Annotated in this window: 12 protein-coding genes; 7 read left to right on the top strand and 5 right to left on the bottom strand. The window is 56.3% G+C overall.

Going from position 1 to position 13,111, the window contains the following annotated elements; all coding sequences use genetic code 11:
* The first annotated feature begins 108 nt into the window (after positions 1-108).
* The 3 genes from CHB83_RS07670 to CHB83_RS07660 all read left to right on the top strand — a co-directional run bounded on the left by CHB83_RS07670 (position 109) and on the right by CHB83_RS07660 (position 2,163).
* The gene (locus CHB83_RS07670; RefSeq protein WP_045689198.1) at positions 109-306 is read left to right on the top strand and encodes a FeoB-associated Cys-rich membrane protein; all 198 of its coding nucleotides are present in this window, start codon (positions 109-111) and stop codon (positions 304-306) included.
* Positions 307-433: 127 nt separating this feature from the next.
* Positions 434-775 (top strand): hypothetical protein, encoded by a 342-nt coding sequence (locus tag CHB83_RS07665; RefSeq protein WP_045689197.1) that lies wholly within the window; start codon positions 434-436, stop codon positions 773-775.
* A gap of 92 nt (positions 776-867) precedes the next feature.
* Positions 868-2,163, top strand: a complete 1,296-nt coding sequence (locus CHB83_RS07660; RefSeq protein WP_089332202.1) for an erythromycin esterase family protein — start codon at positions 868-870, stop codon at positions 2,161-2,163.
* 8 nt (positions 2,164-2,171) lie between these two features.
* Here the strand turns inward: CHB83_RS07660 and CHB83_RS07655 are convergent, their stop codons facing one another.
* The 3 genes from CHB83_RS07655 to CHB83_RS07645 all read right to left on the bottom strand — a co-directional run bounded on the left by CHB83_RS07655 (position 2,172) and on the right by CHB83_RS07645 (position 5,084).
* Positions 2,172-3,149, bottom strand: coding sequence for a hypothetical protein (locus CHB83_RS07655; RefSeq protein WP_089332201.1), 978 nt, complete (start codon positions 3,147-3,149; stop codon positions 2,172-2,174).
* A 220-nt stretch (positions 3,150-3,369) separates the two neighbouring features.
* Positions 3,370-3,987 (bottom strand): helix-turn-helix domain-containing protein, encoded by a 618-nt coding sequence (locus tag CHB83_RS07650; RefSeq protein ID WP_089332200.1) that lies wholly within the window; start codon positions 3,985-3,987, stop codon positions 3,370-3,372.
* Positions 3,988-4,061: 74 nt separating this feature from the next.
* Entirely contained in the window at positions 4,062-5,084 is a 1,023-nt protein-coding gene (locus CHB83_RS07645; RefSeq protein WP_089332199.1) for an SPASM domain-containing protein, read from the bottom strand.
* Between the two features lie 272 nt (positions 5,085-5,356).
* Here CHB83_RS07645 and CHB83_RS07640 point away from each other — a divergent pair, with 272 nt between their 5' ends.
* A complete protein-coding gene (locus CHB83_RS07640) occupies positions 5,357-5,719 on the top strand; it encodes a hypothetical protein (RefSeq protein ID WP_045689193.1) in 363 nt (120 codons plus the stop codon).
* An 82-nt stretch (positions 5,720-5,801) separates the two neighbouring features.
* On the opposite strand, the gene CHB83_RS07635 is transcribed toward CHB83_RS07640, so the two are convergent.
* Positions 5,802-7,268, bottom strand: coding sequence for a TlpA family protein disulfide reductase (locus tag CHB83_RS07635; RefSeq protein ID WP_179225482.1), 1,467 nt, complete (start codon positions 7,266-7,268; stop codon positions 5,802-5,804).
* Between the two features lie 365 nt (positions 7,269-7,633).
* A complete protein-coding gene (radA, locus tag CHB83_RS07630) occupies positions 7,634-9,022 on the bottom strand; it encodes a DNA repair protein RadA (RefSeq protein WP_045689190.1) in 1,389 nt (462 codons plus the stop codon).
* Between the two features lie 469 nt (positions 9,023-9,491).
* Here radA and CHB83_RS07625 point away from each other — a divergent pair, with 469 nt between their 5' ends.
* Genes CHB83_RS07625 through CHB83_RS07615 form a run of 3 tightly spaced genes read left to right on the top strand, consistent with a single transcriptional unit; the run spans position 9,492 to position 13,019 of the window.
* The gene (locus CHB83_RS07625; protein WP_089332197.1) at positions 9,492-10,865 is read left to right on the top strand and encodes a hypothetical protein; all 1,374 of its coding nucleotides are present in this window, start codon (positions 9,492-9,494) and stop codon (positions 10,863-10,865) included.
* 26 nt (positions 10,866-10,891) lie between these two features.
* Complete coding sequence (locus tag CHB83_RS07620; RefSeq protein WP_089332196.1) at positions 10,892-11,578, top strand: phage tail protein; 687 nt, start codon at positions 10,892-10,894, stop codon at positions 11,576-11,578.
* Positions 11,579-11,594: 16 nt separating this feature from the next.
* Positions 11,595-13,019 (top strand): T9SS type A sorting domain-containing protein, encoded by a 1,425-nt coding sequence (locus CHB83_RS07615; RefSeq protein ID WP_089332195.1) that lies wholly within the window; start codon positions 11,595-11,597, stop codon positions 13,017-13,019.
* Positions 13,020-13,111 lie beyond the last annotated feature (92 nt).

Here is a 13,111-nt window from a genome sequence, read left to right as displayed (position 1 = left end):
TAGTTTGTAGCTTTACGAAGGCCAAGGAGGTAGGTGTGGCAAGCTTCGGGGCTTGAGAACTAGTAGACTATCAAACTTTTCCGGGGTTGTCGTAGTTTTGTGCGCATTATGTGGCTGCAAACTCTCATCATCGCATTGCTTTTCGCCGGGGCGGCCTTCTACGTGGGGCGTATTTTCTGGCGGGCGTTTTTTGATAAAAGCCAAGCTGGCTGCGCCAAAGGCTGCGGCGGCGCGTGTTCCGTCATCGACGTGGACCGGCTGCAGCGGACCATTGAGGCCACGGCTGCACGCAAGGCTGCTCAGTAAGGCGCCATATTTCTTCTTTGTTGGGTATAACCCGCCCCCGCACTGGCTACGTATAGCTGCTGCGGGGGCTGTTTTTTGCCTCCCTTCCTAGCCGAACTCCCTTTTCCATTTCCAAACGCCCCTCCTCATGCAAGACAAAGAAGAAGAACGCTCCCTCGTCAACGTAGAAAACAAGCTCAGCAAAGACGGCTTCACGGCAGATTTCCGAGTAACCGATGGGCGCCTGTTTCCCTTCGGCGACGACCGTAGCAAAGGCTATGCTCCCGAGGAGGTAACCATTGTTGACTTTTATCGCTTCGAGGGTGAAAGCAACCCCGACGACATGTCCATCCTGTATGCCTTGCAGACTGCCGATGGCACGAAAGGCACCATCTCCTCAGCCTACGGCACCTATGGCGACTCTGACGCACTAGACTTCCTGAAGCGAGTAGAGGACATGGGTAAAAACCTGGACAAGAACCACAAATAAGTGGTTTCTACCCTTCCTATTGCTCTGCGCACGTGCGCCCCGGATTCGTTCGGGGCGCACGTGCTGTTTCTGCCCCACCCAATCTCAACGCTATGAAAATTTCGCTGCCTACCCATCCTCTCCGCACAGCCCGCGACCTTGACCCGCTGCTGGAAGCCATCGGCGACGCCCGCATTGTATTACTGGGGGAGGCTTCCCACGGCACTTCCGAGTACTACACCTGGCGCGCGGCGCTGTCTAAGCGGCTAATTCAAGAGAAGGGCTTTCAGTTTATTGCGGTGGAGGGCGACTGGCCCGATTGCTTTGAAGTAAACGCGGCCATTAAGCAGGAGGAAGCTACCTACGGCACCGCCGCCAAGCTACTCAGCACGTTCAACCGCTGGCCTACCTGGATGTGGGGCAACTGGGAAATTGCGGCGCTGGTAGACTGGCTGCATCAGCACAACAAGCAGCTCCCACACGAGCAACGCGTAGGCTTCTACGGGCTAGATGTGTACAGCCTGTGGGAGTCTCTGCAGGAGATTCTGCACTACGTGGAAAAGCAGGGCGACGGAGCCGTACAGGCCGCTCACCGAGCGTTTCAATGCTTTGAGCCTTACGGTGACGACCCGCAGGAATATGCTCACGCTGTGGCGTTTGTATCGGATGACTGTGAGGATGAGGTGACGGACATGCTGCGCGCCCTGCGTAAGCAGGTAGCCAGCCAGCAAACCAATGGCCTACTGGACCGGGAACAGAAGTTCAATGCCGAGCAGAATGCCCTGGTAGCCGTGAATGCCGAGCGCTATTACCGCGCCATGATTAAAGGTGGGTCGGCCTCTTGGAACGTGCGCGACCAGCACATGATGGAAACCCTTACCCGCCTGCTCGACCTACACGGGCCTGATAGCAAGGCCATTATTTGGGAGCACAACACCCACATCGGCGATGCGCGCTACACCGACATGCGCCGCGAAGACATGGTAAATGTGGGGCAGCTCACCCGCGAAGCGTACGGTCGCAACAAGGTGTTTGCCGTGGGCTTCGGCTCCTACCAGGGGTCCGTTGTTGCGGGCCGGAAATGGGGTGCCGCCCCCGAAACCATGACCGCTCCGGAGGCTACTCGCGGCTCCTGGGAAAACCTGCTGCACGAGCAGCTACAGGGTGAGAATGCCTTGCTCTTCTCTCATGAATTGCGCGACAACGACGCTCTACGGCAGCCCATTGGGCACCGTGCCATTGGAGTAGTGTACCGGCCGGAGTTCGAGCGTTTCGGCAACTACGTACCCTCCGTAATACCCGAACGCTACGATGCCTTTTTATTCCTTGACCAAACCCAGGCGCTGCATCCCTTGCCTACCCACCAAGACGAGCACACGCCCCCAGACCTCTATCCCTGGAACTATTAACTGGCCTGCTATTGATGCACCAACCCGAACCGCCCGCCCCGCACATCCAGAACGATGGTGCGCTCGGCAAATGGCTCGTTGCCCAGCATACCGCCCATACCTGAGAAGCGCATGAGGGCGCTTTGCATAAAGCTAGTGCCCTCAATGTAAGTTACGGTGTGCAAGGGCACGGCTACCTGACCTAAGCCCAGAGTAGCGGCCGTAGCAACGGTGTGCGCCGTGAGAGTAGTACCCAGGGAGTTTACGGCGGCGTGCCGAACGCGAGCTTGTGGCTGAGCCATTTGCTCCCAGGTAGCACGGCTCGTCAGGAGGGCAAAAGCGCTGCTGCCGGAATCAAAAAGGAGCTGCCGGGGCTTGCCTTGCACAGCTGCGTTGAGCATCACCCGCCGGCTGGCAAAGTCTAGGGGCACGAAAACCGTCTGGCTGGTTAGGCTAGTGGGTACGTCGGCGCGCAGGCTAAACTGCCGGGTGCTGTAGTTAAGCACCAGCACGCGCCCCTCCAAGGCATCCGTACCCAGGGTGCCGATAATGAAGGGCTCAGTCGAGTCGGCCGGTAGGGTAGACCTACCGTAGTCCAGCACTTTGATTTTGCGGGCCTGTACGCTGCCACTGCCCAGCCCAAACTGGAAGTTTCGCACCGTGTCGGCTTGGGGTAGCAGCGTTTGGGTAGTGGCAGGGTAGCGGCCCCGCAGAGCAGCCAGCGACCTAGCATAGAGTATAGAGGTAGGTGCACCTGTGTCAAACTGAAAGTAGCAGGTACGGGGGCAACCGGGCAGCCGGGCAGGCACCAGCAGCGCCGCATGCGCCACCACGGGCTGGGCCGTCGAGTCGGCCTTCCACACGAAGGTACAGGTAGCCGGGAGGCCCGTCACCGAGAGCTGATTAACTCCCGGCTCAAACTTCTTGCGCATGTAGAAATAGCCTCCAATACCGCTAACCAACAGCAGGGCAAGTACGACAAGCAGGATGTTGCGGAAGAGTTTCATGGCGGGGTAGTGGGGGTTGGTTTGTGAAGCTAAAGTAGCTGCCTCACTGCCCTCAGTATTGCGTCATTTACCCGCCATTTACCCGCCATTCGCTTCATCTTATTAATATACAGGTACTTGCAATACAACCTGTCGTTAGCACAGCCAGGCCTATGTACACTGCATTACCACTTTCCTGTGAGTTGAGGTCATTGCTTATCCCTGATTGCATTTCTCTGTGTCAGAACCGGAAGCGGTAAATAGCTAGCTGGCCCCGGCGTAATTGCCACTGATAGTAACCCACCGTTCCTAAGTTGAGCAGGTAGGAAGCCACGAACACGCCGAGGTACAAGCCTGGTAGCTTAACGTGGTAGGCATGCGCCCATAGCTGCGCGGCGGCGGCCAATCCGTAGGCCAGAAAGCAGCCTACCTGCCATAAGGCCTGAAATCCCAGCACCCGGCGGCCCACCTCGGCGGCATGTTCTACGTGGTGGCGATGCTTCTGCCAGAGCATCCAGGGTAAGATGAGATTCAATAGAGGAAAAACCAGGAAGCTTAGGGCGCTTAAGTTGAGCAGCTGTAGAAACTGCGGATCGGGGCGCAGCGCGGGGTGCGCTTCCATGGTCGGCGGTGCTACCACTGTTTCGATGGCCGGCGCTACTTCGGGTTCCGGGCGGAACGCTTCCAAGGGTACTTCCAGGGCCGCAGCCAAGGCTTGTAGCGTGTAGCCGCGCGGTACGGTGTCGCCTTGCTCTACTCGCTGAATGGTGCGTAAACTGACCCCCGATTGCTCCGCCAACACTTCCTGCGAGAACCCCTTACTCTTGCGGATGGTAGCAACACGAACGGCGGAAAACATAGTATAGCATGAGCACGTGGAAGGCTGGCAACAAGATAAGCGCCAACTAGCTTCCTCACGTCATGCCCTTACGCCTAGCCCCATACTTTGGTGCCCTCGGTGCAGTTGCGGCACATCTCAATCTGGTCGCGGCCCTTGAGTAGGGATGCCCGAAAGCGCTGATATTTGGGGCCATGCCAGAGCTGGCGGAAGGTTTGCTGCTTCAAGTCGCCGAGGCGGTACTCGGCGTCTTTGTCAAAGCAGCAGGGCACTACCAAGCCATCCCACGTGACAACGCAGCTGTGCCACATCTTCCAGCAGTGGTTCACCAGCTTGTTCTTGATGCTCCAGGAGCCATCCACGTTGTTTTCGTAGCGCGAGTAGTAATCGATAGTAGGAATGAGAGGAGAGCCGTTTTGGTAGTCGTATATCTGCGCGGTCTTAAACCACACATCATCTACGCCTAGCTCCTGGGCTAGGCGCTTGGCGTCCTCCAGCTGGTGCTCATTGGGGCGCACCACCAGAAACTGAAATACCACCCGCGGCGTCTGCGAGTTTAGCTCCCGCCGCCACTTAATTAGGTTGCGGGTGCCCTCCAGCACTTTGTCTAGCTTACCACCCACGCGGTACTGCTGGTACACGTCCTGGGTAGTACCGTCGAGGGAAATAATGAGTCTGTCAAGGCCGCTTTCCACCGTGCGGCGGGCATTCTTATCGTTGAGGTAGTGGGCGTTGGTGCTGGTGGCGGTGTAGATGCCTTTGTCGGAGGCATACTTCACCAAGTCCAGGAAGTTGGGGTGCAGGTAAGGCTCGCCCTGAAAGTAGAAAATCAGGTACCACAGCCGCGACGCCACTTCGTCGATGGTCTTGCGGAATAGCTCATCGGGGAGCATGCCCGTGGGCCGCGTGAAGGAGCGCAGGCCGCTGGGACACTCCGGGCACCGCAGGTTGCAGCTGGTAGTAGGCTCGAACGACAGGGCGACGGGCAACCCCCAATGGCGGGCTTTCCCAGTCAGCTTGCTTAGCAAGTAGCCACCCGTTACTTGGGTAGCATTCCAGAGCCGCCGCGGGGTAGCTTTCGAAACAAAGTTAAGTCCGTCGGTGAGGAGTGAGGCCATGTGGACAGCAAAGGTAAACTGCCACGATGAACCAATGGCGCTGATGAAACAGCCCGCCCATCAAATCAGCTGCCGAGTTGTGCTCTCATTCCATTTTACTCGTCTAAAACTCTGGCTACCAATGCGCTTTTTTTGGCACCAAAGTCAATTTGTAGGTAACGTCTGCTATAGCAGAATGGAAAATCAGTTCTTTCTATACTAATAATATTAGTAAATACAACCTAATAGTATTAGCTCTCGTTTAAGAGCCAACAACCACGCAGCTATACGACATGAAAATTCCAGTTGAAAAAGGCCAAGAAAAAGGCTTCTTACCCGATGGCCGTCACACCGTTGAAATTACCGACATTCAAGAAGGAACCAGTGAGCACCAGAACGTACCCTTCTTTGCTGCTCGTATGGAAAACGAGGATGGCTTTGTAACCCAGCGCTTCTATACGTCGCCCAACGCTATGCCAATTCTACTTTCGTTGTATGCCGCCGTTGGCATCCATCCAGAGGCTGGCAAAGACCTGGATACCAAGCAGCTTCTCGGTAAGAAAGTATCCATTGAGGTAGGTGAGCACAGCTATGCTGACCCAGCTTCTGGCAACGAACGTTCCATCAAGCAAGCTACTGGCTTCCGCACTGCCTAGGCATCTGCCGCGCCAAGTACGCAAAAGCGCCGCCCATATATGTGGGCGGCGCTTTTGGTATGTAGCAACGACAGGTGAAGTACTACTGCTTGCCAACAGCCGGTAGGGTGCTGCTGTAGGTGCCAGCCTTACCGAACGACTCCTTAATCTCGTCAATAGCAGCTCGGCTGCTTAAACGCTTTGGCTTGGTATTGAGAAAAGTACCATCTTCTGCCAGCAAGAAGTAAGACGGTACATCTTGCACGGCATAGGCCTTAGCCACGGCTGAGCGCATACCACCGGCGGCGCGCACGTGCACGCCCGCCAGCTTTTTGCTCACTACTAGCTGCTTCCAAGCACCATCGTTGTCATCCAGGGCAATGTTGAGGAATACGATGTTCTTACCATCAAACTTCTTCGCCAGCTCGGCGGCATAGGGTAGGTCGCGCAGGGCCAGGCCGCTCGTAGTACGCCAGAAGTTGATGTACACTAGTTTCCCGGCGAACTGACGTAGGCTTACTGTGTCGCCAGTGGAGGATAGCAGGTGGAAATCGGGGGCAGGTGCTCCAATAGCGAAGGCCTTATGAGCCTCGAAATCCTGCTGCAATACGGGGTAGTACTCGTTCTTGGGGTCTATGCTTCGGAAGTCAGCTAGCATGGCAGCCGACTGCTTCACGTGCCCAAAGCGGAACGACTCCTGCATCACCCGGCCCATAATAATTGGCCGTACCGGGCCGCTCAACTGATTCTTAGCCAAGTCATAACATACCTGGTAAAAGTCGGGACTGGAGCGCTGCTTGCCAGCGTTGATGGCAGCGTAGTGAATGTAGTTGAGCAAAAACTCGTGGTACTGCTCACTCTGCAAGGCCTCGGCATTCGTGAGCAGGCTCTTGTCGTTCAAAAAGTCATAGTAGGTAGGCGAGAGCTTCAAGCGGCTCTCGGTGGCTACCACCTGCTCGCGTAAGTCCTGGAACGTGAGGCGGTCGTTGGCGTAGCTGTAGTCTATTTCTGCCTGGGCATACTGCTTAAAGGCGGGGGTTAGCTGAGCATCTTCGCTGTAGCCTTTCAGAAACTTCTGTTCTTCCTTCCGGCGGTAGTCGAGGAAAGAGATAAAGCCCGGCTCGTAGAGCATGATGTTATCGGGCAGAACCTGAAAGCCGTCGTTTTCGACAAACTTATCGTCTACTTCTGCCAGGTAGGTGTTGGCTTCGGCACCGCGGCCCTTAAACCGGACACTGCTGGCTAAGTCAGAACCCTTGAAGCGCACATCCAGTTGATTACCAGGCTCCAGAAACAGGCCGGCTACGTCGTCGCCGTATACCAAGTCGGCCCGGGTAGGGCCACTTACGTTCACCGCCAGCCGAAACTCACCTTTGTCGTCCAGGCGAGCGTAGGTGATCTGCTCTTTCGGATCAAGCGGGTTTTCGCGAATTGATACGGCTACGGTATCGGCCGTGCGGCCACTGACTTTGCCAGTCAGGACCACCGTACCCTGGGCATAGCTGGCCAGCGGCGCAGCTACCAGCCCAACCCAGAGCAGCGCGGTAGTGAGGAAAGATCTATGGGCCATCAGAAAAAGCGGAGTTAGTGAATTTAAACTTCCAACACCCGAGCTTAACAGACTTTTCAGTTCAGGTAAATCGCGGTAAAAGTCAATTCTCATGCCGAAGATACGGCATAAAGAAAGAGAAAGTCCAATCCGTTAACGCTCTTTTTTCGTAACCTGTGCCGAAGCACAAAGTTTTGAACGCTGCCTATTGCCCTTGCTCCTGGCTTTGTAGGCTTCTACTTTCTAGGAAATGTGGTGGTGCATTCCTTCCTAAAATGTTCGTATTGAAGCTGGATTTGAGCTTTTCAGAACGGTATTTAGAAAAATGGGTTGGCCGAAACTGTGTTCAGCCAACCCGCTTACATGTGCCGCGCTACCAGAAGCAACTACCCGAACAAGCCCGTCAGAACGTCATCTAGGCGCCCCGCAGGGTGCACCCGAATACCATAACGGGCTAGCTCTAAGCCCTTGGCGTTAAACTGAGAAATGTACATCTCCGCAAAGCCCAGCTTCTCCGCTTCGGAAAGGCGCTGATCTAAGCGGCTTACGGCCCGGATTTCTCCACTCAGGCCTACCTCCGCCGCTAGGCATACTTCACCGGCAATGGGCACGTCGTTGAGGGAGCTGACTACGGCCGCGCACACGGCCAGATCGAGGGCTGGGTCGTCGAGGCGCAGGCCGCCCGCAATGTTCAAAAACACGTCGTGCTGGCCTAGGCGCAGGCCGCTGCGCTTCTCTAGTACTGCCAGCAGCATTTGCAGGCGTTTGGCGTCGAAACCGGTGCTGCTGCGCTGGGGCGTGCCGTACGTGGCGGGCGTCACTAGGGCCTGCACTTCCACCAGCAGCGGACGGTTGCCTTCCAACGTAGCCCCAATAGCCATACCGCTGAGGCTTTCTGTGCGCTGGCTCAGCAAGATTTCCGAGGGGTTGCTGACTTGCCGTAGGCCCGAACCCTGCATCTCGTAGATGCCCAACTCGGAAGTAGACCCAAAGCGGTTCTTGATGGTGCGTAGCAATCGGTAGGAGAGGTGCCGGTCGCCTTCAAACTGCAGCACGGTATCCACCATGTGCTCCAAAATCTTGGGTCCCGCAATGGAGCCATCTTTGGTGATGTGACCGATCAGAAGCACTGGCACGCCGGTATCCTTGGCGTATTTTAGCAGCTCAGTGGTGCACTCGCGCACCTGGCTGACGGAACCTGCCCCAGCCTCCACCAACGAGGAGTGTAGCGTCTGGATGGAGTCGATGACCACGACATTGGGCTGCAACTGGTCGATCTGTCGGAAAATGTTTTGGGTACCCGTTTCGGTAAGGATGTAGAGGCCAGGATGCTGCTTGCCCAGGCGCTCAGCCCGCATCTTAATCTGCTGCTCACTTTCCTCCCCCGATACGTAGAGAATCCGAAGCTCGCGCATCTGCATGGCAATCTGCAACATAAGTGTGCTTTTACCAATGCCTGGCTCGCCCCCAATGAGCACCAAAGAGCCCGGAACGAGGCCCCCACCTAGCACGCGGTTCAACTCACCGTCGCGGGTGTTCAGGCGCGATTCTTCTTCGTAGAGGATTTCACCTAGCGGCTTTGGCTTGGCTGCCTTGTTGGTAGCACCTACCGCAGTACCAGCTTTCCAGGCCGTAGCTGCCGTGGCGGTGTCTGCCTTTTCCACTACCTCTTCCACGTAGGTATTCCACTCGCCGCACGAAGGACAGCGGCCAATCCACTTAGCCGATTGCGCGCCGCAGTTCTGACAGAAATATAGGGTCTTGATCTTGGCCATGTAGGTAAGAAGCGTAAACTAAAGAAATGCGCAGCGCGGCTAAAAAGTTTGGTAAGAAACGGGTTTTTGGCAGGAGTTCTGTAGCCTGAATACGGCAAGTTTCTGCGCGGCTTGAGCAGTAGTACCACCGTAGGTGGGAAGGCCCTCAGGTTTCCGATTTTGGATGTTTCGGCTTATTACTACTGTTCTGGTTGTAACGTACTATCGGCTTACATCAGAAGTACGCTGAGCAATTTGAGGACTATTAACACTTTATATATAAAAATTCATATACAACGAGTCTGTAACCCGGAAGTGAACCTACTAGCTGTTTTAACTTCTTAAGTAACAAGTAAAAATGAGCTAATTGTACTTATCGTATACCTATGTAAATACATCAATAATTGAACTTAGTATTGTGGTCGAGATTGGGTAGGGCACTCTACAAGAGCCTACTACAAACGCCTATTTTCCCCTCTTACCAACCTATATGCAATCTGTTTACCGCATTGTGCTGGGGCTCTCACTCAGCACCTTACCTCTTGCTGTTCATGCTCAATCCGTAGGCGTGGGTACGACTACCCCCGACGCCAACGCGGCCCTGGATATTTCGGCCGGGGCCGGGAACAACAAAGGCCTGCTAATACCACGCATGACGGAACTTCAGCGCACCGCCGTCACGACAACGTCGGAAGGTATGCTTGTGTACCAGACCAACGGTGCGCAGCCGGGCTTCTGGTACTTCTCGGGCGGCGTGTGGGTAGCCCTACCTTCGGGCGTAGCTTCCGGCTCGGGCTGGCTGCGCACCGGCAACTCCGGCACCGACCCCGGCACCTACACGGGAGTAGGCCAGACCACGAATTCGGGCACCAGCTTTCTAGGCACTACCGACAATAAAGACCTCGTATTCCGGACGGGCAATGCCGAGAGGTTCCGCATCACTACCGATGGCTCGTTGTACAGCCGTTCTACCTTCGGCCTGATTCTCAATGCCCGGGATGCGCCCATGCTCACACGCGGTTGGGACCCCTTCACAGCTGGGGATTACAACGGTTTAGGGCGCTGGGGCATGTTTATGCTTTCTAGTCGTTTGGCCCTGGGTATTCCCTCCAACATCGGTTCCTTTAGCTGGGTGACGTGGAATACAAACTCCAGTATTGATAAGACCCTGATGACCTTGCAAAACGGTGGCAACCTGGGCATCGGCATCACAGATCCTACTACCCGGTTGAGCGTGGTAGGCACGGGTAGTGCCAATCCGTTTACTTCTGGGGCGGCTCAAAGCGCAGGCCACATTGCCCGCTTCCGCGACAACGGCGACGTAGCACTGGACCTGGGTAGCAGCGGCGCCGATGGCAACTGGCTGCAAAGCACCAATCCTACCAACCTAAGCACCAATTATGCCCTTCGCCTGAACCCCAACGGCGGCAACGTAGGCATCGGCACTGGTACGGTGGCGCCTAGCGCCAAGCTAGAAGTAGCTGGACAAGTAAAAATTACGGGTGGCACCCCCGGAGCCGGCAAAGTACTAACCTCCGATGCCGCTGGTTTGGCTACTTGGCAAACGCCCGCGGCCAGCGTTAGTAACATGCAAACCACCAACACCTTTGCCATTCCTACTACCGGCACCGGTACGCTGAATGCTACTACGGGCGTGGTAATTCTGCCGAACAACGGCGGCGCTAATGGCGGCATCACGCTGGGTGCCGGCGTCAATGGCCAAACCCTGACCATCACCAACCTGGATGCTGACGCCGTGAGCATTACGAGCACCAGCGGCACAGGCAGCGTATTGCCCAATTATGCCGCCCAGTTCGTGTACGTGGTGAACGGTACCACCAGCGGCTGGTTCCGCGTCAACTAATTCTTACTTCCAGATCTTCCTCTCTTATGCGACTACTCGCTACTTCTACAGGTATTACATCAGCTCCTTCCCAGACCCAAAATGAACCGCAGCGGCGCGGCTGGCTTAAGCGCTTTGGGGCTTTGCTGGGCGGCAGCCTACTGGCCGGAAAAGCCTTGGGCGAAACGCGGGGCGTAGCCTCTACCCAATCCTATGAACCGCACCTAGGCGAAATTGCCATCTTTGGCTTCAACTTCGTTCCCAATGGCTGGGCAGCTTGTAACGGTCAACTATTATCCGTTAGCGAAAACAACGCCTTGTTCTCCCTGCTGGGTACTACCTACGGGGGCAACGGCCAAACAACGTTTGCCTTACCAAATCTGGCCGGACGTTTTCCCCTCGGCTTCGGCCAAAGTTTCTCAGGCGCATCACACGTCCAGGGTGAAATGGCTGGCACCGAAACGGTTACCTTAACAACAAGCCAAATGCCTGCGCACACGCATAGCATGACTGCTACTACGGTGGCTGGCAACACAAATAATCCTAACGGAGCCCTGCTGGCGAATGATGGGGCAGGGGGCGCCCAATTTTCGACTGCTGGCACGTCTGATGTCACGATGCAGAGCACATCTATTGGGCCGGCCGGCGGCAATCAACCGCAGAATAACATGCCGCCCTACTTGGCTCTAAACTTCTGCATTGCCCTTCAAGGCATTTATCCTTCTCGTGGCTAGCCCTCAAACCCATAAGATGAAGTTTTTCTACTCTCTTTTAGGGCTGAGCTTGTTAGCTGAAGCTGGCGTTGCCCAGTCGCTTACCAACAACGGAGGCATCCTCACGGTGCAGTCGGGAGCGACGCTGTACGTACCGGGCACCCTGGATAACAAAGCAGGTAGCACGCTTACCAACGCGGGTACGCTGCAGGTACTGGGCAACCTTACCAATGCAGGCACCACCACGTCGGGAGGGGTGGTACTGCTAAGCGGCAGCGCGGCCCAAACCCTCACGCCTGGCGGAGCTACCCTGGCCCGGCTGGAAGTAAACAACGCCAGCACCCAGGGCATCAGCGTACCCGCTGACCTCGGTATCAGTCAAGAGCTGAAGCTCACCAACGGGATGGTGCGCACGGCACCCAACGCTACCATCAGCCTAACCGCCGCCGCCAACGTGACGGGCGAGGCAGCGGGCCGCTATGTGCAGGGCAACCTACGCGTAACGCGTGATAACGTGACTACGGCCATCAGCTTCACGAATAGTGCCACCATTGGCGGCAACGGGCAGAACTTGGGGCAGGTAACGGTAACGCGCACGGCCGGCCTCACAACGGCCGGTGCTAGCTACGGCACCTTCGGCAACAACAAAAGCATCGACCGCGTCTGGACGGTTACGACAACCCAGGCTCCTACCGGCGCCGTACCCATCACGCTTTCGTGGCTGCCCGACAATGACAACGGCCTGACGGATTTCTCTCGCGTGCTAATCTGGCGGCAGGCTACTGCTACTGGCCCCTGGACGGGTGTTGGCACTGGGGCCGATGCTTCAACTACCCGCAGCATCAGCACCACTACTACGTCCCTGGACCGGCTCACCATCAGCAATTTCCTCAATCCGCTACCTGTAGCTCTCCTTCAATTCACGGCCGAGCGCCGGGCAAACGATGCCTGGCTGCACTGGGCTACGGCTTCGGAGAAGAACAATGCCCACTTCGAGGTTGAGGTAAGCCTCGACGGCCACCAGTTTCAGAAGGCCGGGCAGGTAGCCGGGCGCGGCACTACTCTACAGCGCACCGATTACGAGTATACCGATGCGCACATTGCCCGCTACGAAGCAGGTATTGTGTACTACCGATTGCACCAAGTAGATACCGATGGCACGGGCTCCTACTCGGCCGTGCAGGTGGTAGCCGTAGACCAGGCAAGCCAACTAACGGCACAGGCTCATCCCAACCCGTACAACAACGAGCTGTTTGTACGCATGGCCCTACCCCAGCCCGGCGCTACTACCCTCACACTTCACGATGCCCTGGGGCGGATACTGTTGGCTAAACAACTGACCCTGCCCACTGGCGTTTCGGAGGTAGCCCTACCCGAGGCGACTACGCTGCCACTCGGCATTTATTTCATTACGATTCGGCAGGCGGGTACTGCCCGCGTGGTGAAGGTGGTGCGAGAATAGGCGCTTCGGTTTTTCCTAAACGATACAGCCAGGTTTCCTGTTGGGAGCCTGGCTGTTATGTTTGGGGCATCTGGTACAGCTGCTCGCGCTCA

The organism is Hymenobacter mucosus (assembly GCF_900188255.1).
Taxonomy (GTDB): Bacteria; Bacteroidota; Bacteroidia; order Cytophagales; family Hymenobacteraceae; genus Hymenobacter; species Hymenobacter mucosus.
Note: the sequence above shows the minus strand (reverse complement) of the source record. Positions and strands in the feature narration are given on the sequence as shown.

Bases quoted from the DNA above. Each gene is read 5' to 3' on its own strand.
- CHB83_RS07645 (WP_089332199.1), bottom strand. From the start codon at position 5,084: ATGGCCTCACTCCTCACCGACGGACTTAACTTTGTTTCGAAAGCTACC.
- CHB83_RS07620 (WP_089332196.1), top strand. From the start codon at position 10,892: ATGCGACTACTCGCTACTTCTACAGGTATTACATCAGCTCCTTCCCAG.
- CHB83_RS07640 (WP_045689193.1), top strand. From the start codon at position 5,357: ATGAAAATTCCAGTTGAAAAAGGCCAAGAAAAAGGCTTCTTACCCGAT.
- CHB83_RS07650 (WP_089332200.1), bottom strand. From the start codon at position 3,987: ATGTTTTCCGCCGTTCGTGTTGCTACCATCCGCAAGAGTAAGGGGTTC.
- CHB83_RS07670 (WP_045689198.1), top strand. From the start codon at position 109: ATGTGGCTGCAAACTCTCATCATCGCATTGCTTTTCGCCGGGGCGGCC.
- radA (WP_045689190.1), bottom strand. From the start codon at position 9,022: ATGGCCAAGATCAAGACCCTATATTTCTGTCAGAACTGCGGCGCGCAA.
- CHB83_RS07665 (WP_045689197.1), top strand. From the start codon at position 434: ATGCAAGACAAAGAAGAAGAACGCTCCCTCGTCAACGTAGAAAACAAG.
- CHB83_RS07615 (WP_089332195.1), top strand. From the start codon at position 11,595: ATGAAGTTTTTCTACTCTCTTTTAGGGCTGAGCTTGTTAGCTGAAGCT.
- CHB83_RS07660 (WP_089332202.1), top strand. From the start codon at position 868: ATGAAAATTTCGCTGCCTACCCATCCTCTCCGCACAGCCCGCGACCTT.
- CHB83_RS07655 (WP_089332201.1), bottom strand. From the start codon at position 3,149: ATGAAACTCTTCCGCAACATCCTGCTTGTCGTACTTGCCCTGCTGTTG.
- CHB83_RS07625 (WP_089332197.1), top strand. From the start codon at position 9,492: ATGCAATCTGTTTACCGCATTGTGCTGGGGCTCTCACTCAGCACCTTA.
- CHB83_RS07635 (WP_179225482.1), bottom strand. From the start codon at position 7,268: ATGGCCCATAGATCTTTCCTCACTACCGCGCTGCTCTGGGTTGGGCTG.